The 26064-nt window shown below is 62.4% G+C and carries 22 protein-coding genes; 16 read left to right on the forward strand and 6 right to left on the reverse strand.

The annotated features are described in order from the left end of the window. Window positions 1–18 precede the first annotated feature (18 nt). On the forward strand, window positions 19–630 hold the full coding sequence (gene rnt, locus QSV36_RS04805; RefSeq protein WP_225932836.1) for a ribonuclease T: 612 nt from the start codon (window positions 19–21) through the stop codon (window positions 628–630). A gap of 81 nt (window positions 631–711) precedes the next feature. On the opposite strand, the gene QSV36_RS04810 is transcribed toward rnt, so the two are convergent. After that, complete coding sequence (locus QSV36_RS04810; RefSeq protein ID WP_009684560.1) at window positions 712–1314, reverse strand: peroxiredoxin; 603 nt, start codon at window positions 1312–1314, stop codon at window positions 712–714. 223 nt (window positions 1315–1537) lie between these two features. On the opposite strand from QSV36_RS04810, the gene QSV36_RS04815 reads away from it, so the two are divergent. Together QSV36_RS04815 and bfr are read left to right on the forward strand one after the other, a co-directional pair. Next, window positions 1538–1756, forward strand: coding sequence for a bacterioferritin-associated ferredoxin (locus QSV36_RS04815; protein WP_045185737.1), 219 nt, complete (start codon window positions 1538–1540; stop codon window positions 1754–1756). 200 nt (window positions 1757–1956) lie between these two features. Next, window positions 1957–2430 carry a bacterioferritin gene (gene bfr / locus QSV36_RS04820; protein ID WP_176506029.1) on the forward strand — a complete coding sequence of 158 codons (474 nt, stop codon included), beginning with the start codon at window positions 1957–1959 and terminating at the stop codon, window positions 2428–2430. Between the two features lie 57 nt (window positions 2431–2487). On the opposite strand, the gene grxD is transcribed toward bfr, so the two are convergent. Then, on the reverse strand, window positions 2488–2823 hold the full coding sequence (grxD, locus tag QSV36_RS04825; protein WP_003254949.1) for a Grx4 family monothiol glutaredoxin: 336 nt from the start codon (window positions 2821–2823) through the stop codon (window positions 2488–2490). A 91-nt stretch (window positions 2824–2914) separates the two neighbouring features. After that, window positions 2915–5023, reverse strand: a complete 2109-nt coding sequence (locus QSV36_RS04830; RefSeq protein WP_289130358.1) for a molybdopterin-dependent oxidoreductase — start codon at window positions 5021–5023, stop codon at window positions 2915–2917. Between the two features lie 377 nt (window positions 5024–5400). Between QSV36_RS04830 and argF the strand changes: the two genes are divergently transcribed. Together argF and QSV36_RS04840 are read left to right on the forward strand one after the other, a co-directional pair. Then, complete coding sequence (gene argF / locus QSV36_RS04835; protein WP_225778997.1) at window positions 5401–6321, forward strand: ornithine carbamoyltransferase; 921 nt, start codon at window positions 5401–5403, stop codon at window positions 6319–6321. Further along, window positions 6318–7427, forward strand: coding sequence for an ABC transporter ATP-binding protein (locus QSV36_RS04840; protein ID WP_289130362.1), 1110 nt, complete (start codon window positions 6318–6320; stop codon window positions 7425–7427). The genes argF and QSV36_RS04840 overlap by 4 nt, the downstream gene beginning before the upstream one ends. Window positions 7428–7462: 35 nt before the next feature. On the opposite strand, the gene ybaK is transcribed toward QSV36_RS04840, so the two are convergent. Beyond that, the gene (gene ybaK / locus QSV36_RS04845) at window positions 7463–7933 is read right to left on the reverse strand and encodes a Cys-tRNA(Pro) deacylase (protein ID WP_289130365.1); all 471 of its coding nucleotides are present in this window, start codon (window positions 7931–7933) and stop codon (window positions 7463–7465) included. Between the two features lie 303 nt (window positions 7934–8236). Here ybaK and QSV36_RS04850 point away from each other — a divergent pair, with 303 nt between their 5' ends. The 4 genes from QSV36_RS04850 (at window position 8237) to glpD (ending at window position 13409) form a co-directional block, all read left to right on the forward strand. Beyond that, window positions 8237–9088, forward strand: coding sequence for an MIP/aquaporin family protein (locus QSV36_RS04850; protein WP_289130368.1), 852 nt, complete (start codon window positions 8237–8239; stop codon window positions 9086–9088). Between the two features lie 50 nt (window positions 9089–9138). Continuing rightward, window positions 9139–10638, forward strand: a complete 1500-nt coding sequence (gene glpK / locus QSV36_RS04855) for a glycerol kinase GlpK (RefSeq protein ID WP_289130369.1) — start codon at window positions 9139–9141, stop codon at window positions 10636–10638. A 224-nt stretch (window positions 10639–10862) separates the two neighbouring features. After that, window positions 10863–11618 carry a DNA-binding transcriptional repressor GlpR gene (glpR, locus tag QSV36_RS04860; protein WP_289130371.1) on the forward strand — a complete coding sequence of 252 codons (756 nt, stop codon included), beginning with the start codon at window positions 10863–10865 and terminating at the stop codon, window positions 11616–11618. 252 nt (window positions 11619–11870) lie between these two features. Next, on the forward strand, window positions 11871–13409 hold the full coding sequence (glpD, locus tag QSV36_RS04865) for a glycerol-3-phosphate dehydrogenase (protein WP_289130374.1): 1539 nt from the start codon (window positions 11871–11873) through the stop codon (window positions 13407–13409). 18 nt (window positions 13410–13427) lie between these two features. Here the strand turns inward: glpD and QSV36_RS04870 are convergent, their stop codons facing one another. After that, the gene (locus QSV36_RS04870; protein ID WP_289130376.1) at window positions 13428–17723 is read right to left on the reverse strand and encodes an NEL-type E3 ubiquitin ligase domain-containing protein; all 4296 of its coding nucleotides are present in this window, start codon (window positions 17721–17723) and stop codon (window positions 13428–13430) included. Window positions 17724–18058: 335 nt separating this feature from the next. On the opposite strand from QSV36_RS04870, the gene QSV36_RS04875 reads away from it, so the two are divergent. The 7 genes from QSV36_RS04875 to QSV36_RS04905 all read left to right on the forward strand — a co-directional run bounded on the left by QSV36_RS04875 (window position 18059) and on the right by QSV36_RS04905 (window position 24933). Continuing rightward, window positions 18059–18976 (forward strand): glutamate/aspartate ABC transporter substrate-binding protein, encoded by a 918-nt coding sequence (locus QSV36_RS04875; RefSeq protein WP_289130379.1) that lies wholly within the window; start codon window positions 18059–18061, stop codon window positions 18974–18976. A 142-nt stretch (window positions 18977–19118) separates the two neighbouring features. After that, window positions 19119–19865, forward strand: coding sequence for an amino acid ABC transporter permease (locus QSV36_RS04880; RefSeq protein WP_225779006.1), 747 nt, complete (start codon window positions 19119–19121; stop codon window positions 19863–19865). After that, complete coding sequence (locus QSV36_RS04885) at window positions 19866–20537, forward strand: amino acid ABC transporter permease (protein WP_225779007.1); 672 nt, start codon at window positions 19866–19868, stop codon at window positions 20535–20537. It begins immediately after the preceding gene. Further along, window positions 20534–21268: an amino acid ABC transporter ATP-binding protein gene (locus tag QSV36_RS04890; protein WP_003258023.1), complete on the forward strand. Its 735-nt coding sequence runs from the start codon at window positions 20534–20536 to the stop codon at window positions 21266–21268. The genes QSV36_RS04885 and QSV36_RS04890 overlap by 4 nt, the downstream gene beginning before the upstream one ends. A 72-nt stretch (window positions 21269–21340) precedes the next feature. Then, window positions 21341–23245, forward strand: coding sequence for a two-component sensor histidine kinase AauS (gene aauS, locus QSV36_RS04895; protein ID WP_289130384.1), 1905 nt, complete (start codon window positions 21341–21343; stop codon window positions 23243–23245). Then, window positions 23242–24570 carry a two-component response regulator AauR gene (aauR, locus tag QSV36_RS04900; protein ID WP_289130387.1) on the forward strand — a complete coding sequence of 443 codons (1329 nt, stop codon included), beginning with the start codon at window positions 23242–23244 and terminating at the stop codon, window positions 24568–24570. The genes aauS and aauR overlap by 4 nt, the downstream gene beginning before the upstream one ends. Window positions 24571–24597: 27 nt before the next feature. Beyond that, a complete protein-coding gene (locus tag QSV36_RS04905) occupies window positions 24598–24933 on the forward strand; it encodes a GlpM family protein (RefSeq protein ID WP_289130389.1) in 336 nt (111 codons plus the stop codon). A 33-nt stretch (window positions 24934–24966) separates the two neighbouring features. On the opposite strand, the gene QSV36_RS04910 is transcribed toward QSV36_RS04905, so the two are convergent. After that, entirely contained in the window at window positions 24967–25962 is a 996-nt protein-coding gene (locus tag QSV36_RS04910; RefSeq protein ID WP_289130391.1) for an alpha/beta fold hydrolase, read from the reverse strand. Window positions 25963–26064: the final 102 nt, after the last annotated feature.

The following is a 26064-nucleotide window of genomic DNA, read 5'->3' on the forward strand; positions in this document are numbered from 1 at the left end:
AGCGGTTCGCGTCACCCGATGGCCGAACGCTTCCGTGGCTACCTGCCGGTCGTGGTGGACGTTGAAACCGGTGGTTTCAACAGCGCCACCGACGCGTTGCTGGAAATCGCCGCAGTCACCATCGGCATGGACGAAAAGGGTTTCCTGTTCCCCGAGCACACCTACTTCCACCGGGTGGAACCGTTCGAAGGCGCCAACATCGAGCCAGCCGCGCTGGAATTCACCGGGATCAAGCTGGATCACCCGCTGCGCATGGCGGTGAGCGAAGAAAGCGCGCTGACCGACATCTTCCGCGGCGTCCGCAAGGCACTCAAGGCCAATGGCTGCAAGCGTGCGATCCTGGTCGGCCACAACAGCAGCTTCGACCTTGGCTTCCTCAATGCAGCGGTGATGCGCAACGACCTCAAGCGCAACCCGTTCCACCCGTTCTCCAGCTTCGACACCGCTACCCTGGCGGGCCTGGCCTATGGCCAGACCGTACTGGCGCGGGCCTGCCAGAGTGCCGACATCGACTTCGACGGGCGTGAGGCGCACTCGGCGCGTTACGATACAGAGAAGACTGCCGAGCTGTTCTGCGGCATCGTCAACCGCTGGAAAGAGATGGGCGGCTGGCGCGATTTCAACGATTGAGATCGTACTCGCCGCCAGGAGGCCGGCACAGCACGGCAAAAAAAACCGGCCACCAGGGCCGGTTTTTCATGCGCGCGGCAATTACAGCTTGCCAGCGTTCTCGCTCAGGTAGGCAGCAACGCCTTCTGGCGAAGCGTTCATGCCCTTGTCGCCTTTCTTCCAGTTGGCAGGGCAGACTTCGCCGTGCTCCTCGTGGAACTGCAGGGCGTCGACCAGACGCAGCAGCTCGTCCATGTTACGGCCCAGCGGCAGGTCGTTGACGATCTGCGAACGAACAACACCGTTGGTGTCGATCAGGAAGGCGCCACGGAAGGCCACGCCGCCTTCGGACTCGACGTCGTAGGCTTTGCAGATTTCGTGGGTCATGTCGGCAGCCAGGGTGTACTTGACCTGGCCGATACCGCCGTTGTTGACCGGGGTGTTACGCCAGGCGTTGTGGGTGAAGTGCGAGTCGATCGACACGCCGATCACTTCGACGTTGCGCGCCTGGAAGTCAGGGATGCGGTGGTCCAGAGCGATCAGCTCGGACGGGCAGACAAAGGTGAAGTCCAGCGGGTAGAAGAACACCAGGCCGTACTTGCCCTTGATGGCCGAAGCCAGGTTGAAGCTGTCGACGATTTCGCCATTGCCCAGCACGGCCGGCACGGTGAAATCGGGGGCTTTCTTACCAACGAGTACGCTCATTGTAATCTCCTGATGAGGGTGAAAAACGTTTGTCGGGCCAGACGGGCCTGCCCGACATCCAACAAAGGCCAACCATCATACACGGCTTCTGGTGACAGGCCGACTCCCACGACGAAGCAACCGCCGGTCGCTCAAGCGCGGCCCTTCCAGAAAGTCCTTTGACAAGCATTCTCATTACCATTAAGCTCCTCCCCATCGAGCCCAGCAACGATGGTCAGCCTTTATGTATGTGTGTCTTTGTGTCGGCGTTACCGACGGACAGATCCGCGATGCGATCTACGAAGGATGCTGCAGTTACAAGGAAGTGCGAGCCGCGACCAACGTCGCCAGCCAGTGTGGCAAATGCGCCTGCCTGGCCAAGCAGGTGGTTCGCGAGACCCTGACCGAGCTCCAGGTCAGCCAGGCCGCCCTGCCCTACCCGGTAGAATTTACCGCCGCCTGATCCCCAGAATTTGAAGAACCGGACCTAGCGTCCGGTTTTTTTATGCCTGAAATTCAATAAGTTAGCGTTCCAACGCGGTTCACAAACATTCTTATTCCTATTAATTTTCACTTATTATTCAAGAACTTAGGTTTGACACACTTGGGCATCGGGCTCAAACTTCAGTGTATTGGCACACTTCTACAGGGCAGGAACCCGACATGAAAGGCGACGTAAGCGTCATCCAGCATCTCAACAAGATCCTCGGAAACGAGCTGGTCGCGATCAACCAGTATTTCCTGCACGCACGCATGTACGAAGATTGGGGCCTGAACAAACTCGGCAAGCATGAGTACAAGGAATCCATCGACGAGATGAAGCACGCTGACAAATTGATCAAGCGTATTCTCTTCCTCGAAGGGATCCCCAACGTCCAGGACCTAGGCAAGTTGCTGATCGGCGAGCACACCAAAGAGATGCTCGAATGTGACCTGAAGATCGAACAGAAGGGCCTGGTCGACCTGAAGGCAGCCATCGCACACTGCGAAACCGCTGGCGACTTCGGCTCGCGTGACCTGCTCGAAGATATCCTCGAGTCCGAGGAAGAACACATCGACTGGCTGGAAACCCAGCTGGGGCTGATCGACAAGATCGGTATCGAAAACTACCTGCAGTCGCAGATGGGCGAAGAGTAAATATTCGGCGCATGAAAAAACCCGCAATCAGCGGGTTTTTTCATGCTTGCCGGAATATCAGGCTTCAGAAGCCTTGGCCTTGGCGGCCGCTTCCTTGATCAGGGTCTGCAGCTCACCCTTCTCGAACATTTCCAGCATGATGTCGCTGCCACCAACCAGCTCACCGGCTACCCACAGTTGCGGGAAAGTCGGCCAGTTGGCGTATTTGGGCAGGTTGGCGCGAATTTCCGGGTTCTGCAGGATGTCGACGTAGGCGAACTTCTCGCCACAACCCATCACGGCCTGCGATGCACGCGCAGAGAAGCCACACTGCGGGGCATTCGGCGAGCCTTTCATGTAAAGCAGAATGGTGTTGTTGGCAATCTGCTCTTTGATCGTTTCGATGATATCCATGTAGCACCTCGGCTTAACTTTCCGACGCGGTCGTCGGCACGGTGAGGCATTGTAACGGAAAGCCGAGCAGCATGCTCGGCCTTACCGTCCCCTATGCGGCCTCTATCTGCACCGGCACGCCATTGAGCGCTGCATTGCCGGAAACAGGGTCACGCAGGCGTTCATCGGTGAGGTCGTTTGCGCTCACGCCCGGTTGCGCCCGGGCCACCTGCAATTGCACACCATCGCGCGCATGGCCAAAACCGTGGGGCAGGCTGACTACACCGGGCATGATGTCGTCACAAGCCTGTACTTCGACCTCCAGCGTGCCGGTGCGCGAGCGAATGCGTACCCGCTGGCCATCCTGCAGTTGCCGCTGCTGCAGGTCTTGCGGGTGCATCAGCAACTGATGGCGCGGCTTGCCCTTCACCAGACGGTGGAAGTTGTGCATCCACGAATTGTTGCTGCGCACGTGGCGGCGGCCGATCAGCAGCAGTTCGCCTGGCACCGGTGCGGGTTGCTGCGCCAGGCGCTGCAGGTCATCCAGGAGCACTAGCGGTGCCGCCTCGACTGCCTTGCTGGCGGTCTTCAGGCGCGTGACGAGGTTGCCACGCAATGGCCCGAGGTCAAGGCCGTGCGGGTGCTGGCCGAGGGTGGCCAGGGAAAGCTGCCAGGGCGTCGTTTCGCCATATGGCCCCTTGCGCAGGGCCAGGTCAATCATCTGTGCCGGTGCCAGGGTTGGTTTCAACTCGAGCTCGGCGCGCCTGGCGAAGGCCTGTGCCAGGCCGACGAAGATCTCCCAGTCGTGCAATGCCCCTTCCGGCTTGGCCAGGATCGCGCGATTGAAACGGGTCACATTGCGCACTGCCAGCAGGTTGAACGTGGTGTCGTAGTGGTCGTTCTCCAGCGCCGAAGTCGAAGGCAGGATCAGGTCGGCATGGCGGGTGGTCTCGTTGATGTACAAGTCGATGCTGAGCATGAACTCCAGCCCCTGCAGCGCGGCATCCAGCTGGCGGCCGTTAGGCGTGGACAATACCGGGTTGCCGGCGACCGTCACCAGGGCACGCACCTGACCGTCGCCGGGAGTGAGGATTTCTTCGGCCAGTGCCGCCACGGGAAGCTCGCCGGCGTATTCCGGCAAGCCCGACACGCGGCTTTGCCAGGCGTTGAAATGGCCACCGGAGGTAGTCGCCACCAGATCGACAGCAGGCTCGGTGCACAACGCACCGCCTTGACGGTCAAGGTTGCCGGTCACCAGGTTGATCAATTGCACCAGCCAGTGGCAGAGGGTACCGAACGCCTGGGTCGAGACGCCCATGCGGCCGTAGCACACGGCCTTGTCGGCGGCGGCGAAGTCCCGAGCCAGTTGGCGGATGTCAGCCGCAGCGATGCCACAATGCGCGCTCATGGCCTCGGCGCTGAACGGCGCGATCGCTTCGCGCACTTGTTGCAGCCCCGCGACTGGCAAGTGCGAGCCGCGCGCCAGGCCCTCTTCGAACAGGGTGTTGAGCACGCCGCACAACAGCGCCGCATCCCCGCCGGGACGGATGAACAGGTGCTGGTCGGCCATGGCCGCGGTTTCGCTGCGCCGCGGATCCACCACCACCAGGCGCCCGCCGCGGGCTTGCAGGGCCTTCAGGCGCTTTTCCACGTCCGGCACGGTCATGATGCTGCCATTGGAGGCCAGCGGGTTGCCGCCGAGAATCAGCATGAAGCCGGTATGGTCGATGTCCGGGATCGGCAACAGCAGGCCATGGCCATACATGAGATGGCTGACCAGGTGCTGCGGCAGCTGGTCCACAGAGGTGGCGGAAAAGCGGTTACGGGTTTTAAGCAACCCGAGGAAGTAGTTGCTGTGGGTCATCAAACCATAGTTGTGCACGCTCGGGTTGCCCTGGTACACCGCCACGGCATTGCGCCCATGGGCCTGCTGGACCGCCCACAGCCTGTCGGCGGCGAAGGCGAAGGCTTCTTCCCAGCCGATGGCCTGCCAGCGCTCGCCTACCCGCTTGTGCGGCTGGCGCAACCGGTCGGGATCGTTCTGGATATCCTGCAGGGCAACTGCCTTGGGGCAGACATGGCCGCGGCTGAACGGGTCCAGGGGGTCGCCCTTGATCGAGCTGATCAGCGCCGGCCCGCCTTCCTCGTGGCTCACTTCGATGTTCAGCCCGCAGATCGCTTCGCACAGGTGACAGGCACGGTGATGCAGGGTCTTGGTCATGGCCGCCTCTGCCTTGTTGTGATGGACGAACCGCGACTATGCGCCCAGGCCCGGGTGCCTACCAGCGCACTTCGCGGTGTGAATCCACCGACATCAGGCACACGATTTGCGACAGCCATTTGCCAACCTGCCAGCAAGCCGTGTACAACCCTCTGTAGCAAATAAAAAACAGCACTGCCCGTCGGCCAATACACCCCTTGCAACACCCTTTGCCACCGAGCGACTGTTTCCCCTCTTGGCTTCAGGCGACATTTACTTATAGTATTGCGCCTTCCCCTATTTCGTCCGCCTCCGTGCGGCTTACGCCGCAGGTCACTCCCGTTGTCAAAAAAACCATACGGTCGACCTGCATACCGTTGCAGATAAGGTAGTCAAACATGAGCGCTAGGCACTTTCTCTCCCTGCTGGACTTCACCACCGACGAATTGCTCGGGGTGATCCGCCGCGGCATCGAGCTGAAGGACCTGCGCAAGCGAGGCGTGCTGTTCGAGCCCTTGAAGAACCGCGTGCTGGGCATGATCTTCGAAAAGTCCTCGACGCGGACCCGGGTGTCGTTCGAGGCCGGCATGATCCAGCTCGGCGGCCAGGCCATCTTCCTGTCCCCGCGCGATACCCAGCTGGGGCGCGGCGAGCCGATCGCTGACAGCGCCATCGTGCTGTCGAGCATGCTCGACGTGGTGATGATTCGTACCCATGCCCACAGTACCCTTACCGAGTTCGCCGCAAATTCGCGCGTGCCGGTAATCAACGCCCTGTCCGACGAGTCGCACCCGTGCCAGCTGCTGGCCGACATGCAGACCTTCCTTGAACAGCGCGGGGCGATCCAGGGCAAGACCGTGGCCTGGATCGGCGACGGCTTCAACATGTGCAACTCGTACATCGAGGCGGCCAGGCAGTTCGACTTCCAGCTGCGCATCGCCTGCCCGCAAGGTTACGAGCCGGACCCACGCTTCATGGCCATTGGCGGCGACCACGTGCAGATCGTTCGCGATCCCAAGGAAGCCGTGCGCGGCGCCCACCTGGTAACCACGGATGTCTGGACTTCGATGGGCCAGGAAGAGGAAACTGCACGGCGCCTGGCGCATTTCGCGCCTTACCAGGTCACCCGCGAACTGCTCGACCTGGCGGCACCCGACGCCCTGTTCATGCACTGCCTGCCAGCCCACCGTGGCGAGGAAATCAGCCATGACCTGCTCGACGACCCACGTTCGGTCGCCTGGGCCCAGGCTGAAAACCGCTTGCATGCACAGAAGGCCCTTCTCGAATTCCTTGTCGAACCGGCTTACCACCACGCATGAGTCAACCCCTACTGCTCAACCTGCGCAACCTCGCCTGCGGCTATGGCGACCAGCGCATCGTCCAGAACCTCAACCTGCACCTGAACGCAGGCGACATTGGTTGCCTGCTAGGGTCCTCCGGTTGCGGCAAGACCACCACCCTGCGCGCAATCGCCGGTTTCGAACCGGTGCACGAAGGCGAGATCCAACTGGCCGGCGAGGTCATTTCCCGGGCCGGATTCACCCTGGCACCGGAAAAACGCCGCATCGGCATGGTGTTCCAGGACTACGCACTGTTCCCGCACCTGACCGTGGCGCAGAACATTGCCTTCGGCATCGCCAAGCACCCGCGCCAGGCTGAAGTCATCGACGAGATGCTCGAGCTGGTCAAGCTGGGCGGCCTGGGTGGGCGCTACCCGCATGAACTGTCCGGTGGGCAGCAGCAACGGGTCGCACTGGCCCGTGCACTGGCCCCCGAGCCACAATTGCTGCTCCTCGACGAGCCGTTTTCCAACCTTGACGTTGAGCTGCGTCGGCGCCTGAGCCATGAAGTCCGCGACATTCTCAAAAGCCGTGGCACCAGCGCCATCCTGGTTACCCATGATCAGGAAGAAGCTTTTGCCGTCAGCGATCAGGTCGGCGTGTTCAAGGAAGGCCGCCTGGAGCAATGGGATACCCCCTACAACCTCTACCACGAGCCGCAGACGCCGTTCGTGGCCAGTTTCATCGGCCAGGGATATTTCATCCGTGGGCAGATGAGCAGCCACGAGGCGGTCAATACCGAACTGGGTGAACTGCGCGGCAACCGGGCCTACATCATGGCCCCGGGCAGCTCGGTGGATGTGCTGCTGCGCCCTGACGACATCGTCCATGCGCCTGGCAGCGCACTGCAAGCGAAGATCATCGGCAAGAGTTTCCTGGGGGCATCGACCCTTTACCGCCTGCAATTGCCCACTGGCAGCCAGCTGGAAGCGATATTCCCCAGCCATAGCGACCACCAGGTCGGTGACGATGTGGGGATTGCGGTGAAGGCCGACCACCTGGTGCTGTTCCCCGTGCCCGGCAGCGTGGCGGCACAGTTGCCGCAGCAGGAGAACGGTGTTCGTCGGTACAGTTCGGCGACCTGATTCCGAGTTTGGGGCCGCCTTGCGGCCCCGGATGTTCAGCCCCGACCAATAGCGGCAAATTTGCCCTGGGTATGTTCGGCCAATACCGCCGCTGCCAATTCCACCTCCAACCCGCGCCGCCCAGCACTGACATGGATGGTTGCAAACTGCTGCGCCGAGTCATCGATAAAGGTGCGCAGGCGCTTCTTCTGGCCCAACGGGCTGATGCCACCCACCAGGTACCCGGTAGCTCGCTGTGCCACCGCCGGGTCGGCCATCTCGCACTTCTTCACCCCGGCAGCATGGGCCAGGGCCTTGAGGTCCAGCGTGCCGACCACCGGCACCACCGCCACCAGCAACTCGCCCTTCTCGCTGCTAGCCAGCAATGTCTTGAACACCTGCTGCGGATCAAGCCCGAGTTTTTCCGCCGCCTCCAGGCCATAGGACGCCGATTTGGGGTCATGTTCGTAACTGTGCACACGGTGTTCCGCGCGGTGTTTCTTCAACAGGTCTAGGGCGGGGGTCATGCAGGGGCTCCGGTCAGAACGGCTCGGCGGCTACTTTAGGCCAATTCCCACAGCGCAGCCAGCGTATGGCAAGCGCGCCCGTCTAGCACGGTGTCCGCACCTCAAACAAGCAGCCATATCGTGACCGACCGTTCACTTTCGACCTTTGACATCAGCGTTTCTTGTCTATATTTTTTCGTTTCTGAATAAATGATGCACTTTTAAGGTGCGTTTCCTACATCAGCCCGGGTTCAATGGGGATAGACTCCGGGCTTTGCTGTCGAGCGCCAAGCGCCTCACAACAAAACAAAAACGAGGTCATACATGACGACTGCTCTACGCCAACCCACGCTGTCCAGCCAGTGCCTGGCCGAATTCCTCGGCACCGCCCTGCTCATCTTCTTCGGTACCGGCTGCGTCGCAGCGCTCAAGGTCGCGGGCGCCAGCTTCGGCCTGTGGGAAATCAGTATCATCTGGGGCGTAGGCGTCAGCATGGCGATCTACCTCACCGCCGGCATTTCCGGCGCACACCTGAACCCGGCAGTAAGCATTGCCCTCACCCTGTTCGCCGGTTTCGACAAGCGCAAGCTGCCCTTCTACATGCTGGCCCAGGTGTGCGGCGCATTCTGTGGCGCGGCGCTGGTCTACAGCCTGTACAGCAACCTGTTCTTCGATTTCGAACAGGCTCACGCCATGTTGCGCGGCAGCGAAGCCAGCCTCGAACTGGCCTCGGTATTTTCCACCTACCCGCATCCGTCGCTGTCCACCGGCCAGGCGTTCCTCGTCGAAGTGATCATCACCGCCGTGCTGATGGCCGTGATCATGGCCTTGACCGACGACAACAACGGCCTGCCGCGTGGCGCCATGGCACCCTTGCTGATCGGCCTGTTGATCGCCGTGATCGGCAGTGCCATGGGCCCGCTGACCGGCTTCGCCATGAACCCGGCCCGTGATTTCGGGCCAAAACTCATGACCTTCCTGGCTGGCTGGGGCGAAATCGCCTTCACTGGCGGTCGGAACATGCCTTATTTCCTGGTTCCGGTGTTCGCACCGATACTTGGCGCCTGCCTGGGTGCGGCGACCTACCGCGGCCTGATCGCCCGTAACCTGCCGACGGCAGCCGCCGTGGAACCTGAGACAAACGACAATCGCCAGGGCGATACTCAAGTCAACTGATGCCGGCATCACGCCCGCCCTGACCCCCTAATTGCGCAAGGCCTACGACCATGACAGACACCCAGGATAAGAACTACATCATCGCCCTGGACCAGGGCACCACCAGTTCACGGGCAATCATTTTCGACCGTGACGCCAACGTGGTGGGCACCTCCCAGCGTGAGTTCGCTCAGCACTACCCGCAGGCAGGCTGGGTCGAACACGACCCGATGGAAATCTTTGCCACGCAGAGCGCAACCATGGTCGAGGCGCTGGCCCAGGCAGGCATCAGCCATGCCCAGGTGGCTGCGCTAGGTATCACCAACCAGCGCGAAACCACCGTCGTGTGGGACAAGGAAACCGGCCGCCCGGTGTACAACGCGATCGTCTGGCAATGCCGCCGCAGTACCGAGATCTGCGCCCAGCTCAAGCGTGATGGCCATGAAGCGTATATCCGCGAGGCCACCGGCCTGGTCACCGACCCGTATTTCTCCGGCACCAAGCTGAAGTGGATCCTCGACAACGTCGAAGGTGCCCGCGAACGCGCCGAGCGTGGCGAACTGCTGTTCGGCACCGTCGATACCTGGCTGATCTGGAAGTTCTCGGGCGGCAAGGTGCACGTCACCGACTACACCAACGCCTCGCGCACGCTGATGTTCAACATCCACAGCCTGCAATGGGACGACCGCCTGCTGGAGATCCTCGGCATCCCGCGGCAGATGCTGCCCGAGGTACGCCCGTCTTCCGAAGTGTACGGCCACACCAAGAGCGGCATCGCGATTGCCGGTATCGCTGGCGACCAGCAATCGGCACTGTTTGGCCAGATGTGCGTGGAGCCGGGCCAAGCCAAGAATACCTATGGCACCGGCTGTTTTCTGCTGATGAATACCGGCAGCCAGGCAGTGAAGTCGTCCCACGGCTTGCTCACCACCATCGCCTGCGGCCCGCGCGGCGAAGTGGCCTATGCCCTGGAGGGCGCGGTGTTCAACGGTGGTTCCACCGTGCAATGGCTGCGTGACGAGCTGAAGATCGTCAACGATGCGCTGGACACCGAGTACTTCGCCAACAAGGTCAAGGACAGCAATGGTGTGTACCTGGTGCCGGCCTTCACTGGCCTGGGTGCACCGTACTGGGACCCGTATGCCCGCGGCGCGCTGTTCGGCCTGACCCGTGGCGTGAAGGTAGACCACATCATCCGCGCCGCGCTGGAGTCGATCGCCTACCAGACCCGCGACGTGCTTGACGCCATGCAGCACGATTGCGGCCAGCGCCTTTCCGAGCTGCGCGTGGATGGCGGTGCAGTGGCGAACAATTTCCTCATGCAATTCCAGGCTGACATCCTGGGCACTTGCGTGGAACGCCCGAAAATGCGCGAAACCACTGCCTTGGGTGCGGCCTACCTGGCGGGCCTGGCCTGTGGGTTCTGGAGCGGCCTGGACGAGTTGCGCGACAAGGCCATCATCGAGCGCGAATTCAGCCCGCAACTGGATGAGGCGCAGAAAGAAAAGCTGTATGCCGGCTGGAAGAAGGCGGTCGAGCGTACCCGTGACTGGGAAGATCACGAGGCCTGATCCCCACCTTACCTGTGGAAGCGGCCTTGTGTCGCGAAAGGGCTGCGGAGCAGCCCCAGCAATATTCGCCATGACGCGAAGATCCTGGGGCCGCTTCGCAGCCCTTTTGCGACGCAACGCCGCTCCCACAACGACTGCGCGCCAATGCGCCACAGTCTACTGGCTGTCATCCGCGTCCTACGGCATCATTGCAGCATTTGTCCGGCAGCCCCAAAGGACCGCCCATGAATCTGCCCCCTCGCCAACAACAAATTCTCGAACTGGTACGCGAACGCGGTTACGTCAGTATCGAGGAAATGGCGCAGCTGTTCGTCGTCACTCCGCAGACAATCCGCCGTGATATCAACCAGCTTGCCGAACTCAACCTGCTACGCCGTTACCACGGCGGCGCAGCCTATGATTCGAGCATCGAGAACACCGCCTACGCCATGCGCGCCGACCAGATGCGCGACGAGAAGCAACGCATCGCCGAAGCCGTGGCCCGGCAGATTCCCGACCATGCCTCGCTGTTCATCAACATCGGCACCACCACCGAATCCATCGCCCGCGCACTGCTCAACCACAACCACCTGAAAGTCATCACCAACAACCTGCATGTCGCCGCCATCCTTGCCGCCAAGGATGATTTCGAAGTACTGGTGGCCGGGGGCACGGTGCGTCGCGATGGCGGCGTGGTCGGCCAGGCCAGTGTCGACTTCATCAACCAGTTCAAGGTCGACTTTGCCTTGGTGGGCATCAGCGGCATCGACGAAGACGGCAGCCTGCTCGACTTCGACTATCAGGAGGTGCGGGTTTCCCAGGCCATCATCGCCAATGCCCGGCAAGTGATCCTCGCCGCCGACTCCAGCAAGTTCGGGCGCAACGCCATGGTACGCCTGGGCTCGATCAGCCTGGTCGACTGCCTGGTGACCGACCAGGCGCCGACGCTTGCGCTGACGCAACTGCTGAACCAGTACAAGATTCGTCTCGAGGTGGTTTGAGGGCCCTTGGTGCATGGCATCAGCCTTATGTCGCCAGTGAGACCGAGCGCCGCCAGCGCGGCGCTCAAACCCACAGGCGCTAGAGAACCCAAACCGGTCACCCGAAATCTTCGTAAATGTTCACTTCATTGTCATCTGATCAGTTTTTTCTATAAAGACTGACTGGCGACCGGCTTTCCATTGCGCTATTATTTTCGAAAACGAACATCAATGTTCATATTCGATGTGAACAGCGTCCAGGAGGCCTTGCCCGTGTCCCAGCCCGTTTCGTCTCAGCCGCCACTCTCCGACTGCTATGACCTTGCCGTTATCGGCGGCGGCATCAATGGCGTGGGCATCGCTGCCGACGCAGCCGGGCGCGGCCTCAAGGTATACCTTTGCGAAAAGGACGACCTGGCCCAGCACACCTCCTCGGCCAGCAGTAAATTGATCCACGGCGGCCTGCGCTACCTGGAGCACTATGAATTCCGCCTGGTGCGCGAAGCATTGGCCGAACGCGAAGTGCTGCTGGCCAAAGCCCCGCACATCGTCAAGCCGATGCGTTTCGTGCTGCCGCACCGCCCGCACCTGCGCCCGACCTGGATGATCCGCGCCGGCCTGTTCCTGTACGATCACCTCGGCAAGCGCAAACGCCTGGGTGCCTCGCGCAGCCTGCGCTTCGGCCCTGGCTACCCGCTCAAGCCAGCCATCACCCGCGGCTTCGAATATGCCGACTGCGCTGTCGACGATGCGCGCCTGGTGGTGCTCAACGCCATGGCTGCCCGTGAACACGGTGCGCACATCCACACCCGCACGCGCTGCCTGCGCGCCGAGCGCACCGATGGCCTTTGGCAAGTCGACCTGCAACATGCCGACGGCAGCCTGCAAAGCATCCGCGCGCGCGCCCTGGTCAACGCCGCAGGCCCGTGGGTGGCCAGCTTCATCAAGGATGACCTCAAGCTGGATGCGCCTTACGGCATCCGCCTGATCCAGGGCAGTCATCTCATCGTGCCGCGCCTGTATGAAGGTGAGCACGCCTACATCCTGCAGAACGAAGACCAGCGCATCGTCTTCTGCATCCCTTACCTGGACCGCTTCACTTTGATCGGCACCACCGACCGCGAGTACAGCGGCGACCCGGCCAAGGTTGCCATCACCGAGGGCGAAACCGACTACCTGCTGAACGTGGTGAACGCGCACTTCAATCATCAACTGAGCCGCGCCGACATCCTGCACACGTACTCGGGTGTGCGCCCGCTGTGCAATGATGAATCGGACAACCCTTCGGCTGTAACACGTGACTACACCCTGGCGCTCTCCGCCGGCAATGGCGAGGCCCCACTGCTGTCGGTGTTCGGCGGCAAGCTGACCACATACCGCAAGCTCGCCGAATCGGCCATGGCCGAGCTCAAGCCGTTCTTCAGCCAGATGCGCGGCAGCTGGACAGCCAGCTCCCCACTGCCGGGCGGCGAGAACATGAGCAGCGTGCAGGCCCTGGTCGATGCCATTCTGGCCCGCCATGGCTGGTTGCCGGTGGATATTGCCAAACGCTGGGCGCAAACCTACGGCAGCCGTACGTGGCAACTACTCGACGGCGTAACCGGCCCCGATGACCTGGGCCAGGCCATCGGCGGCGGTCTGTTCGCGCGTGAAGTCGACTACCTGTGCGAAAGCGAGTGGGCCATCACCGCCGAGGATATTCTTTGGCGCCGTACCAAACTGGGCCTATTCACCAGTCCCGGCGAACAGCAGGCGCTGCATGAATACCTGGCGCGCACTGACAGGCATCGTTGCCGGATTCGCGCTGCATGATGCCCCGTTGCAACAGGGTCAGTCCTCGGGCAAGCCGTAGGCTTCGCGGGCGAGTGTGCGCAACAGGCGTCGCTCGGCCGTGATCAGCTCATCGCGCAGGGTATTGCTGCCCAGCAGGTAAGCCATTTCTCCGGTTTCCTCGGCATGCGCTTCAAGTGTGGCCAGGCGCGCGTGAAACGGCGCCAGCATGCGGTCGAAGCGCTCGGCATGCTGTTGCCTGGCATGCGTTTCCCAAAAGTCCTGGGTCGCCAGTGCTTCGCTGAGCAGCCTTGGACTTTCCGCTTGCAACACTTCGCTGCGCGCTGCGTTGAGGTCGGAATTGCTCACACCGCTATGGCTGCGGTAGTGCATAGAGCGCGGTTGCGGTGGCAGCTGCAGCGGGCCGGCGAGATTTACCCGGTAGGTCAGGTGAACCTCCAGCTCATCCACGTACAGGCCAGGTTCGGCCATCAGCCTTCGCACATGACGGGCAGCAATGCCATCCAGCCGGTCGAGCCGGTACAGTGAACGCCCAAGACTGACCAGCGCGGCCTGTGCGCCTTCGGCCGGCAAGCCGCGAGTCATCCTGATCACCAATGCGCGCGTCTCCAGCTGACTGAGCGTCCATAGCAAGCGGTCTTCGCACGTGCGTGGGCCGCCGGCCAGGGCGAACATGCCTGAACGCACCTCGGTGTCGTACGCGCAGGCCTCGATGATCTCCCACACCCTGGCTCGATAATACCCAGGGTAGCGGGCCAGATCGGTAGACTGGGCGAAGTCTGCCAGAAAGCGGAAGAAGTCTTGCGCGCCAGGCTCTTCCTGCAGCCCGACCCACAGTGCTTCGCGATGGGCGCGCAACGCCCCCGTGCTACCCGCCAGCCATTGCTGACGCATTGCCTGGTCAACCAGCGCATGGCGGTAGGAAAGCCCCCGCTCCCCTTCTTGCGACGACCCGGAGCTCTCGCTGAGTTCCTCTTCATGCACCTCCTCAAGCGCATTGTCGTGCAGCGCCATATTGCGGATACGCTCGCGCAAGCCATGGAGTTCCACGTTCAACCGGCGCAGCTGGTTGTTGCGAAAATCGGTCAATGCACGCCACGGTGTCTGCACCCGCGTTGGCAGGTTTTCCAGGCCAGTACTGCGCAACGACAGCTCGCGCAACCGCGGCAAGCCACTGACAGTGGGTGCCTGGCCCAACGGGTTGTGGTCAAGGTGCAAGCGTTCCAGGCGCTCCAGGGCCGACAGCCGGGCATCAGCTTGCGCATCGAGCACGATCCGGTTGTGGCTCAGGCGTAATTCGCGCAGGCTGAGCAACCCTTCAACCCCGGCAGGAATGGTCGACAGACGATTGCCGCTCAAGTCCAGTTCAACTACGCGGGCAAAACGGCTGATGAACGCGTGCCGCACCTCTTCAAGCCCCAGCCCGCGCAACGTCAATTGGGTAACGTGGGAAAAGTCCAGGCCGGCAGGCAACTCGGGCAAATCGCCCACCTGTGCGCCGTCGACATGCAGGATGTAGCCATCTTCCGTGCCGATGCTGCTCTTGCGCCGCCAGCAACGGCGCAACCGGGTTGCCAGGCGCCGACGGCGCAGACGCTCCAGCGGCCCGCTGGCCTGCTCCTCCCATTGCCGCAGGCTGGTTCGCAACTCAGCCAGCTGTGTGCGCAACCGTGCAAAGTGCCCCCAGGGTTCGATGTTGTGCGAACGCAGGTCGGCAAGGAAAGCCTCCAGTCGCGCATCACTCATTGTCGGGTAGATCTGCCGGATGCCCCGCCGCAACGCCTGGCCTGAACTTTCGCCACGGCCGCTGAGCAGATAACCCACGCGCCCATCGCCCAGACGTACAGGGGGACGTACACGGCCCGGTGGCGGTGTCAGGCCAATCATTTCAGCAGCATCGTCGCGCGCCCGCGCTGCCCGCCGTGCCAGGCGTGTTTGCCATCGTTCGACTGCCCCCACATCGCCAGGCTGCCCCTCCGCCAGCGCCAGCAGGGTTTCCAGCAGAGCGCCCGAACCATTACCTGGGCGTCCCACGATCAGGTATCGGTCCGCCTGTTTGACCATGGTGACTACCCGAGAAGCGTCGGGGGCACCGTTGGCCGCCAGCATCACCCCATCAGGATGCCCATCGCGAATCTCCACCCGCATATCGGCAGGCCAGTTGCCGTACCTGCGGGCAAGCGCCAGCGCCAGGCGTTCGCTATCACCATTGACGGCCTGTGGCTGCAACAAGCCCGCGCAGGCCCGGTCCAGCCTGCTGTCACGCACCGCCCAGCGGGCCTGCTCGGCAAGCGCCAGCGGCACGCGCTTGTTCTCGAGCAAGCGCACCACCAAGGCATCGTCCGCCAGTTCCAGCAGCTCCGCTGCGCAGCGCGGCGTCAGCCCCGGAAAATCACGCATGAGCAAGCGTGCGCCCTCATGGGGGTGGGCTTGACGCAGTGCAACGATTTCCTCGAAGGCAGCCCCCTTCACCCGTGGGAACTGCTCATGCAGGCGCAGCCGCTCCAGGGCATCGAGCAGGCGTGCAGGAGGCTTTGCGCCTTCAAGGTGCAAGCGCCGCAGTTGCGCCTGGCCATGCCCGGTGATCAACGACAACTGCTCGGCAAGCGCGTCCGGCACTTGCGCCAAGGTACTGCTCAAGCGGCGTAGCAATGGTCCGCTGCCCTCCCAGTAATGGGGACTTTCCAGCGCATGCCGCCAACCGCCGACGCCGTTGTGCTCGAGCGCTATCGGCTGCGCTGCGCTGCGCGACGGATGACGCAAGACCGTGCCATCGGCCCGCTCCTCGATAACATACGTGGCGTCATGCAGTCGCATCTGTCGCACGCCGTCTACGGTTTCGTGCTGGCCAATGCCAAGGTCGCTGTCCTTGAGGGCGAAGCCCGGCAGGTCTGTCCGACACAAACGTACCGCGCCGTCTGCCGTGCAAATGGGGGCCAGGGCATCGACTGCCGTGACCCGTTTGAGCGCGCGTCCGGCCAACTCGGCACCTACCGCGAAAGCAATGCCGCTGGCCACGACCTGGGCAACGGCAAACACATGCCCCAGTGCCGCCTGGCGATCGCCGATCTGCCAATCCTTGTAGCCTTCGTAGATGTTTTCCACCACCTGCTCGGCGGTCAGGGCAAGCATCGCCCAGCCCAGCACCGGAACGAACAGGCCTGCAAGCCCGAGCAAATCAAGGCCGAACTCCTTGTAATTGGTCAGGCGCCGACGCCGGTCCTGCTCGTCTACCGCTTCGGTGGACACCGCCAGCACTGCGGCATCGTCAAGGCACTTCTCTACCTGTAGCCTGCGCAAATGCACGAAAAGCGTCGAGTCCAACGCCAGGTTACGCCCATCGAGTTCCGAAGGTTCAGGCCCTGCAGCGTGGCGCTTGCGCAAGGCATAGCTGAAATCGACGCGGTCGCGTTCGCCGACAAAGCGGCTGAAATACCGGGCATAGTCCGGACTTCGCAGCTTCTGGCACAACGCGCGGTACAGCGACGACCAGCTGTCGTAACGCTGTACGGGCGCCTGCACGTCGTTGGGTAACCAGGCGATGACGCTGTCGACGCTGCCCTTCCCGACAAGCCGCACTTCCACGGTCACCACCCCCTGGATGCGTTTGCCCAGCAGGTACAGCTGCCGCGGGACGACAGTGGCCGGGTCCGCAGGCACGATCGGCCTGGCGGCACACAGCGGTAGCATCCGCAGGTAGCTGCTCTCGTCAAGCTGCCCCTTCAGGAAGGCCAGGCGCACCGCCACCTCCAGTCGTACCCGTAACGACGCTTCCAGCAACTTGTCGACCGACTTCCGGGCTGAATCGTGGCTGGCGGGTTGCAGTGTCTGGCGCAGCATTGCCTGGTAACGCTGGCCGATGTCCAGCTGGCGGCATAGGTGAGCGAAGCGCTCGAAACTCATCTTCAATGGCTTGTTGTCGGCGCCGGTCAGCCTTGCCTGCCGATAGATGCTGGGCACGATCTCGTCGGCATGGAAGTTGTGCAACGCAGCCGTCAGCAGGTCATGCTTCATCACCCGCTTCACTTGTGGCTGCGCCAACTTCGGCGACCCGGTGGGCAGGATGATCAGCGTGGTAACACTCAGCTTTGCCGTCTTGAGGTCGATGCCAGCCAGGGGCGTTGTTGACAGCTTCTGCTCCAGCATCTGCCTGGCGAACGCATCCAAAGATGGAATGGCCTTCCACAACTGGCTGACCTGATGGTCGATAGCCTGCTCCTGCAACATGGCGCGGCGCAGGGAGGACAAATGGTCTTCCGATGCCTGGCGCATCCAGCCCGGCAAATTGTGGGTAATCAGTGCATCAACGGAGTCGGAACGGATCAGCGGGGACATAAGCGAGTCTCATGACAAAAGACACACCTCAACACGCAACCGCCGCAACCTGTCGGTAACTAAATATCGATGCTCGGCAGTTACCGTTGCACGCAATCGGATTACCGAACGCAGCATTTGAACCCATACGGATTTCCGAACGAACGATGACGCATCGCCTCACCAAAAAAGGTTCATCTGCCAGATTTCTCAGGGGGTATGATCGATATCAGGGGCTTGGCACGACTCATGCTCTACACTTGTTAGCCGAATGCACACCGCTTCTTGCTGTATTCGTTGAACGAAGAGTCCGCCAACGGCTCCATAAAAAAAACAAACACGTCGAGGAAAATTTGATGCGCATCGTTCGTCAATTGCTGGGCGCCGCCATTGCGGCCGCTGTGATCGCTTCGCCGGCCATGGCCGAAGAACTGACCGGCACCCTGAAGAAGATCAAGGACTCGGGCACCATCACCCTGGGCCACCGCGACTCCTCCATCCCGTTTTCCTACCTGGCCGGCAAGCCCGAGCCGGTGGGCTACTCGCACGACATCCAGTTGGCTGTCGTTGATGCCCTGAAGAAGCAGCTGGGCACGGACATCAAGGTCCGTTACAACCTCGTCACCTCCCAGACCCGCATCCCGCTGGTGCAGAACGGTACCGTCGACCTCGAGTGCGGCTCTACCACCAACAACGTCGAGCGCCAGCAGCAGGTCGGTTTCTCGGTCGGTATCTTCGAAGTCGGTACCCGCCTGTTGACCAAGGTCAAGGACGGTCAGCCAGCCTACAAGGACTTCCCGGACCTGGCCGGCAAGAACGTGGTGACCACCGCCGGTACCACCTCCGAACGCATCCTCAAGGCGATGAACGCCGACAAGCAGATGAAGATGAACGTGATTTCCGCCAAGGACCACGGTGAAGCCTTCAACATGCTCGAAAGCGGCCGCGCCGTAGCCTTCATGATGGACGACGCCCTGCTCGCCGGCGAAATGGCCAAGGCACGCAAACCGTCGGACTGGGTTATCACCGGTACCCCTCAGTCGTACGAAATCTACGGCTGCATGGTGCGCAAGGATGACGCTGCCTTCAAGAAAGCGGTGGATGACGCCATCATCGCCTACTTCAAGTCGGGTGAAGTCAACAAGAGCTACGACAAGTGGTTCCAGCAGCCGATCCCGCCAAAGGGCCTCAACCTGAATTTCCCGATGAGCGAAGAGCTGAAGAAACTGATCGCCGAGCCGACCGACAAGGCCGCCGACGAGAAGAAGTCCTGACCCCCAGCCCGTGGCCTGTTGCGCTGCAAAGCGCCAATTAAACCGGCAGGCCACCCGTTAGTGTCTAACCTTTCATCCGAGGGCCGTGTGCCCTCGGATGTTGGAAGGTGCCCGTGAAACAACCGTCTGAGGGGAAATCCCGATGAATTACAACTGGGACTGGGGCGTGTTCTTCAAGTCCACCGGCGTGGGCAGCGAGACCTATCTGGACTGGTACGTCACCGGTCTGGGCTGGACCATCGCCATTGCCATCTCCGCCTGGATCATCGCCTTGCTGCTGGGTTCGATCCTCGGCGTCATGCGTACCGTGCCGAACCGTCTGGTATCAGGTATCGCCACCGCCTATGTCGAGCTGTTCCGCAACGTGCCGCTGCTGGTGCAGCTGTTCATCTGGTACTTCCTGGTGCCAGACCTGCTGCCCGAAGGGCTGCAGGAATGGTTCAAGCAGGACCTCAACCCGACCACTTCGGCGTTGATCAGCGTGGTCATCTGCCTGGGCCTGTTCACCGCCGCGCGTGTCTGCGAGCAAGTGCGTACCGGTATCCAGGCGCTGCCCCGCGGCCAGGAAGCCGCTGCCCGCGCCATGGGCTTCAGCCTGCCGCAGATCTACACCAACGTGCTGCTGCCGCAAGCCTACCGGATCATCATTCCGCCGCTGACCTCCGAGTTCCTGAACGTGTTCAAGAACTCCTCGGTGGCATCCTTGATCGGCCTGATGGAGCTGCTGGCACAAACCAAGCAGACCGCCGAATTTTCGGCCAACCTGTTCGAAGCCTTCACCCTGGCCACGCTGATCTACTTCACCCTGAACATGGGCCTGATGCTGCTGATGCGCATGGTCGAGAAGAAAGTCTCGGTGCCCGGCCTGATTTCCGTAGGGGGCAAATAAATGGACATGGATTTCAGCGAAATCATCCCGGCCCTGCCCGCCCTGTGGGAAGGCATGGTCATGACCCTGCAGTTGATGATCATGGGCGTGGTCGGCGGCATTGTGCTGGGGACCATCCTGGCCCTGATGCGCCTGTCGTCGAACAAGCTGCTGTCGAACCTGGCCGGTGCCTACGTCAACTACTTCCGCTCGATCCCGCTGCTGCTGGTCATCACCTGGTTCTACCTGGCGGTGCCGTTCGTGCTGCGCTGGATCACCGGCGAGGACACCCCGGTCGGTGCCTTCACCTCGTGCGTGGTGGCATTCATGATGTTCGAGGCCGCGTACTTCTGCGAAATCGTCCGCGCCGGCGTGCAGTCGATCTCCAAGGGCCAGATGGGCGCCGCCCAGGCGCTGGGCATGACCTACGGCCAGACCATGCGCCTGATCATCCTGCCCCAGGCCTTCCGCAAGATGACCCCGCTGCTGCTGCAGCAGAGCATCATCCTGTTCCAGGACACCTCGCTGGTCTATACCGTGGGCCTGGTGGACTTCCTCAACTCGGCACGCTCCAACGGTGACATCATCGGGCGCTCCCATGAGTTCCTGATCTTCGCCGGTGTCGTGTATTTCCTCATCAGCTTCTCCGCTTCGTGGCTGGTCAAGCGCCTGCAAAAAAGGATCGCCGTATGATTTCCATCAAGAACGTCAACAAGTGGTACGGGGACTTCCAGGTACTGACCGACTGCAGCACCGAGGTCAAGAAGGGTGAAGTGGTGGTGGTCTGCGGCCCGTCGGGCTCGGGCAAGTCCACCCTGATCAAGTGCGTCAACGCCCTGGAGCCGTTCCAGAAAGGTGACATCGTGGTCGACGGCACCTCGATCGCCGACCCCAAGACCAACCTGCCCAAGCTGCGTTCACGGGTTGGCATGGTGTTCCAGCATTTCGAGCTGTTCCCGCACCTGTCGATCACCGAAAACCTGACCATCGCCCAGCGCAAGGTGCTCGGCCGCAGCGAAGCGGAAGCGACCAAGAAAGGCCTGGCCCTGCTGGACCGCGTCGGCCTCGGTGCCCACGCCAAGAAGCACCCCGGCCAGCTCTCCGGCGGCCAGCAACAGCGCGTGGCGATCGCCCGCGCCCTGTCGATGGACCCGATCGTCATGCTGTTCGACGAGCCGACCTCGGCGCTGGACCCGGAAATGGTCAACGAAGTACTGGACGTGATGGTCGAGCTGGCCCATGAGGGCATGACCATGATGTGCGTGACCCACGAAATGGGCTTCGCTCGCAAAGTGGCCAACCGCGTGATTTTCATGGACAAGGGCAACATCATCGAGGACTGCCAGAAGGAAGACTTCTTCGGTAACCCGAGCGCCCGCCACGAGCGTACCCAGCACTTCCTCAGCAAGATCCTGCAGCATTGATTTTGCTTCATTGAACCGGTCGGCGCCGCTGCCCTTTGCGGCAGTGGCGCTGGTCGTGACAAGGCCACTGTGATGAAATGCGATCCTTCGCTTCTTCTCCCTGCCAAGCCTGCCGTGAAATCCCGCCTGCTTCGTCAATTGCTGTTGCCGCCGCTGATCATCCTGTTGATGGTCGGCCTGGGGTTGGCTGGCTACCTGATCAGCGAGAGCAACGGCATCCGCATTCTCAGCGAAAATGGCGAGCGCCAGCTGGAGCTGCATGCGCGCACGGTCGAAAGCGAAATCAGCAAGTACACCTACCTGCCGAGCCTGCTCGAACTGGAAGACAGCGTCTCGCAGTTGCTCACCGACCCTGACGGCGGTTCGCGTCAGACCGTCAACGAATACCTCGAAGGCCTGAACCGGCGCAGCCGCAGTCGGGCTATTTTCGTGCTCGACACCAATGGCCGGGTGCAGGCCACCAGCAACTGGCGTGATGCCGATTCGTTCCTCGGTGAGGACCTGTCGTTCCGCGCCTATTTCCAGACCGCCGTACGCGGCGAGCCCGGGCGCTTCTACGGCATCGGCAGCACCACCGGAGAAGCCGGCTACTACCTGGCCCATGGCCTGGAAGAGCATGGCAAGATCATTGGCGTGGCCGTGATCAAGGTGCGCCTGGATACCCTAGAAGAACGCTGGCAACGTGCCCGCCTGGAAGCGTTCGTCAGCGACGAGAACGGCATCATCATCCTCTCCAGCGACCCGGCGCGGCGCCTGAAGTCGGTGCGCCCGCTGTCCCCGCAGATCAAGGAGCGCCTGGCGCGCAGCCTGCAATACTACTGGTGGCCGCTGAACGAGTTACAACCGCTGGCCCGGGAAATCCTGGCCGATGGCGTGGAAAAACTGACCTTCCCGGCCAACAGCGAAACCGCACAGGGCAAGCCCCGCGAGATGGCCTACCTGGCGCAGACCCGACGCCTGGCCGATACACCCTGGCACTTCACCCTGCTGACCCCGTTGCAGGACCTGCGCCGCGAATCCATGGTGCAGGGTATTCTGGTGGGCGTGGCGTTCGCCCTGCTGGCGATCCTCGGCATTGCCTGGAACGAGCGACGCAAGGTGATCGCCACCCGCCTGGCAGCCCGCGAGGCGTTGCAGGAAGCCAACAGCCAGCTGGAGCGACGGATTGCCGAGCGCACCGCCGACCTGCGCGCCAGCAACGAACGCCTGAAAGGCCAGATTCGCGAGCGCCGGCACGCCGAGCAGACCCTGCGCCACGCCCAGGATGAACTGGTGCAGGCCGGCAAGCTGGCCGCCATCGGGCAGATGTCCACCAGCATTGCCCATGAACTGAACCAGCCGCTGGCGGCGCTGCGCACCTTGTCCGGCAACACCGTACGCTTCCTTGAACGTGGTGCGCTGGAAACCGCCAGTACCAACCTGCGCACCATGAACGACCTGATCGACCGCATGGGCCGCATCACCGCCAGCCTGCGCTCGTTTGCCCGACGCAGTGACGACAGTGGCCAGGCCTCGCTGGCCAAGGCGGTCGACGCTACCCTGCAAGTGCTGGCCAACCGCATCAGCGCCTGCCACCTGCAGGTGCACAACCAGTTCGAGGATCAGCAACTGGCCATCGACCAGACCCGCCTGGAACAGATACTGGTCAACCTGATCGGTAACGCCCTGGATGCCATGGCGACGCAGCCAGTGCCGCAATTGTGGCTCGAAGGTGAGCTGCAGGGTGACAAGTACCGTCTACAGGTGCGCGACAACGGCCACGGCATCGACAGCGAGGCGCGCAAGCACCTGTTCGAACCTTTCTTCACCACCAAACCGGGCGAACACGGCCTGGGCCTGGGCCTGACCCTGTCGGCGAGCCTTGCCGCCGCCGCCAAGGGCAGCCTCAACGTCGAGCATCCCGCCAGCGGCGGTACGGCCTTCGTCCTGGCCCTGCCGCTGGTTTCCCCCCCTAGCGAATCGGCAGAGCATCCATGAACCAAGCGCCTCTTACCGTCCTGATCGTCGAAGACGACCCGCATGTGCTGCTCGGCTGCCAACAGGCCCTGGCCCTGGAAGACATCGCCTGTGAAGGCGTGGGCAGCGCCGAGCAGGCGCTGGAACGCATCGGCGACGACTTCGCCGGCATCGTCGTCAGCGATATCCGCCTGCCGGGCATCGACGGCCTGGAGCTGCTCAACCGCCTCAAGGCCCGCGACCGCAGCCTGCCGGTGGTGCTGATCACCGGCCACGGCGATATCGACATGGCGGTCGGTGCCATGCGCAATGGTGCCTACGACTTCATGGAGAAACCGTTCTCCCCCGAACGCCTGGTCGACGTGGTGCGCCGCGCCCTCGAACAGCGCGGGTTGTCGCGCGAAGTGGTCGCCCTGCGCCGCCAGCTGGCGGAGCAAAGCAGCCTGGAGGGTCGCATCATTGGCCGCTCGCCGGCGATGGAGCACCTGCGTGAGCTGATTGCCAACGTGGCCGATACCTCGGCCAACGTGCTGATCGAAGGCGAGACTGGCACCGGCAAGGAACTGGTCGCCCGCTGCCTGCACGATTTCAGCCGCCGGCACAGCCAGCCGTTCGTGGCCCTGAACTGCGGCGGCCTGCCGGAAAACCTGTTCGAAAGCGAGATTTTCGGCCACGAGGCCAATGCCTTCACCGGTGCTGGCAAACGCCGCATCGGCAAGATCGAACACGCCAACGGCGGCACGCTGTTCCTCGACGAAGTGGAAAGCATGCCGATCAACCTGCAGATCAAGCTGTTGCGCGTATTGCAGGAGCGCACCCTGGAACGGCTGGGCTCGAACCAGAGCATCGCGGTGGATTGCCGGGTGATCGCTGCAACCAAGTCCGACCTGGATGCCATGGGCCAGAGCGGCCAGTTCCGCAGCGACCTGTACTACCGGCTGAACGTGGTCACCCTGGAATTGCCGCCATTGCGTGAGCGTCGCGAAGACATCCTGCAACTGTTCGAACACTTCCTGCAGCAGTCGGCCCTGCGCTTCGACCGTGAGACACCAACGCTGGACAGCCAGACCCTGTCGCGCTTGATGGCGCATGACTGGCCGGGCAACGTGCGTGAATTGCGCAACGTGGCCGAACGCTATGCCCTTGGTCTGCCTGCCTTCAAGAAAGGCCCCAGCGGTGGCGCCAGCCAGGGCTTGGGCTTTGCCGAGGCGGTGGAAGCGTTCGAGCGCAACCTGCTCAGTGATGCGCTGCAGCGAACTGGCGGCAACCTCAGCCAGGCCAGCCAGGAGCTGGGCATGGCCAAGACCACGCTGTTCGACAAGGTAAAGAAATACGGCCTCGGCTGACCTCAACCCTCAATCCGGAAAGACAACGTGGACCTGGTCTTCAAAGCCGCCCTTGGCGCTGGCGTGGTAGTGCTGCTGGCAGTGCTGTCGAAAACGCGCAACTACTACATTGCCGGGCTGGTACCGCTGTTTCCCACCTTCGCCCTGATCGCCCATTACATCGTCGGCAAGGGGCGCAGTATTGCCGACCTGAAAACCACCATCCTGTTTGGCATGTGGTCGATCATTCCATATTTCGTGTACCTGGCGAGCTTGTACGTGCTGGTTGACCGCATGCGCCTGGAGGCCTCGCTGGCACTGGCCACGGTCGCCTGGCTGATGGCGGCGACAGTGCTGGTGAGCTTGTGGGTGCGGATGCACTGATATCGGCGTACCCGCGAAGCAGGCGCCGCCGATTCAAAGCCCGGCGATATGCGTGGCGTCCTGCCGATGCGCTTGCAGGTAAGGCAACACCGCCCCCAGCAACGGCGCCTTGAACGGTTCCTGAAAGCGGTGCGCCAGCCCCGGTATCAAGTGCAGCTGGCTACCCCGGATATGCGCCGCCAGGTGCACGCCGTGCATCACCGGCAGCAACGGGTCGGCCGTGCCATGGACCACCAGGGCCGGCACCCGCAACTGGTCAAGCAACTCGACCCGGCTCGGCTCGGCCAGTATCGCCATGATCTGGCGCTTGGCCCCCTCAGGGTTGAAGGCGCGGTCGTAGGCTTCCGCCGCTTGCCGCAGCAAGGCGGCACGGTCGTCCGGCACCTCGGGGCTGCCCAGCGCGGCCAACAGGTCGGCCTGCTGCTCGATGGCCACCTCGCGGTTCGCTGCGCTGCGCCGGGCCAGCAGCTGCACCAGCGCCGGGGCCGGCGCCGGCAAACCCGCCGCCCCTGAACTGGACATGACCAGCGTCAGGCTGCGCACACGCCCTGGTGCAATGGCCGCGAGGTGCTGGGCGATCATGCCGCCCATGCTCACCCCCAGCACATGAAACTGGCGCACCCCCAAAGCATCCATCAGGCGCAAGCCGTCATACGCCATGTCGCTCAGGGTATAGGGCGCAGCCACCGGCAGCCCCAGCTTGTAGCGCAGCAGTTCGACCGTCAGGTTGGCCGATGGCGGTAGATGGTTCCAGCGTGACAGGCCGACATCGCGGTTGTCGTAGCGAATCACCCGAAAGCCCTGGCGGCACAACGCCTCGACCACGTCGTCCGGCCAATGGATAAGCTGTCCGCCCAGGCCCATGACTAGCAGCAAGGCAGGGTCGCGCGGTGCGCCGACGCTCTGGTAGACCAGGCTCACCGTCCCCAGCTCGGCACGCTGCACCGGTACCCGGGCGTCACAGCGCTGCTCGGCGAAACCCGCAGGTACGCTGAGCAAGAAGAAAAGAAATAGCCAAAAAGCCCGCATGAAAGAAATACCAGAATGCAGATCCCCAGTAGAGCGCGATTCTGATGAATTCTGTTCGGGCGCGCTGCCACAGTTCGGTGACAGTTTGATGACGCCCGCCAG

Source organism: Pseudomonas sp. BCRC 81390 (assembly GCF_030341915.1).
GTDB lineage: Bacteria > Pseudomonadota > Gammaproteobacteria > Pseudomonadales > Pseudomonadaceae > Aquipseudomonas.

Excerpts from the sequence above, each read along its gene's own strand:
- QSV36_RS04870 (WP_289130376.1), bottom strand. The coding sequence starts at position 17,723 with ATGTCCCCGCTGATCCGTTCCGACTCCGTTGATGCACTGATTACCCAC.
- glpK (WP_289130369.1), top strand. The coding sequence starts at position 9,139 with ATGACAGACACCCAGGATAAGAACTACATCATCGCCCTGGACCAGGGC.
- QSV36_RS04830 (WP_289130358.1), bottom strand. The coding sequence starts at position 5,023 with ATGACCAAGACCCTGCATCACCGTGCCTGTCACCTGTGCGAAGCGATC.
- QSV36_RS04890 (WP_003258023.1), top strand. The coding sequence starts at position 20,534 with ATGATTTCCATCAAGAACGTCAACAAGTGGTACGGGGACTTCCAGGTA.
- bfr (WP_176506029.1), top strand. The coding sequence starts at position 1,957 with ATGAAAGGCGACGTAAGCGTCATCCAGCATCTCAACAAGATCCTCGGA.
- QSV36_RS04815 (WP_045185737.1), top strand. The coding sequence starts at position 1,538 with ATGTATGTGTGTCTTTGTGTCGGCGTTACCGACGGACAGATCCGCGAT.
- QSV36_RS04880 (WP_225779006.1), top strand. The coding sequence starts at position 19,119 with ATGAATTACAACTGGGACTGGGGCGTGTTCTTCAAGTCCACCGGCGTG.
- aauS (WP_289130384.1), top strand. The coding sequence starts at position 21,341 with ATGAAATGCGATCCTTCGCTTCTTCTCCCTGCCAAGCCTGCCGTGAAA.
- QSV36_RS04875 (WP_289130379.1), top strand. The coding sequence starts at position 18,059 with ATGCGCATCGTTCGTCAATTGCTGGGCGCCGCCATTGCGGCCGCTGTG.
- rnt (WP_225932836.1), top strand. The coding sequence starts at position 19 with ATGGCCGAACGCTTCCGTGGCTACCTGCCGGTCGTGGTGGACGTTGAA.
- aauR (WP_289130387.1), top strand. The coding sequence starts at position 23,242 with ATGAACCAAGCGCCTCTTACCGTCCTGATCGTCGAAGACGACCCGCAT.
- grxD (WP_003254949.1), bottom strand. The coding sequence starts at position 2,823 with ATGGATATCATCGAAACGATCAAAGAGCAGATTGCCAACAACACCATT.
- QSV36_RS04810 (WP_009684560.1), bottom strand. The coding sequence starts at position 1,314 with ATGAGCGTACTCGTTGGTAAGAAAGCCCCCGATTTCACCGTGCCGGCC.
- glpR (WP_289130371.1), top strand. The coding sequence starts at position 10,863 with ATGAATCTGCCCCCTCGCCAACAACAAATTCTCGAACTGGTACGCGAA.
- QSV36_RS04850 (WP_289130368.1), top strand. The coding sequence starts at position 8,237 with ATGACGACTGCTCTACGCCAACCCACGCTGTCCAGCCAGTGCCTGGCC.
- QSV36_RS04885 (WP_225779007.1), top strand. The coding sequence starts at position 19,866 with ATGGACATGGATTTCAGCGAAATCATCCCGGCCCTGCCCGCCCTGTGG.
- QSV36_RS04910 (WP_289130391.1), bottom strand. The coding sequence starts at position 25,962 with ATGCGGGCTTTTTGGCTATTTCTTTTCTTCTTGCTCAGCGTACCTGCG.
- ybaK (WP_289130365.1), bottom strand. The coding sequence starts at position 7,933 with ATGACCCCCGCCCTAGACCTGTTGAAGAAACACCGCGCGGAACACCGT.
- argF (WP_225778997.1), top strand. The coding sequence starts at position 5,401 with ATGAGCGCTAGGCACTTTCTCTCCCTGCTGGACTTCACCACCGACGAA.
- QSV36_RS04840 (WP_289130362.1), top strand. The coding sequence starts at position 6,318 with ATGAGTCAACCCCTACTGCTCAACCTGCGCAACCTCGCCTGCGGCTAT.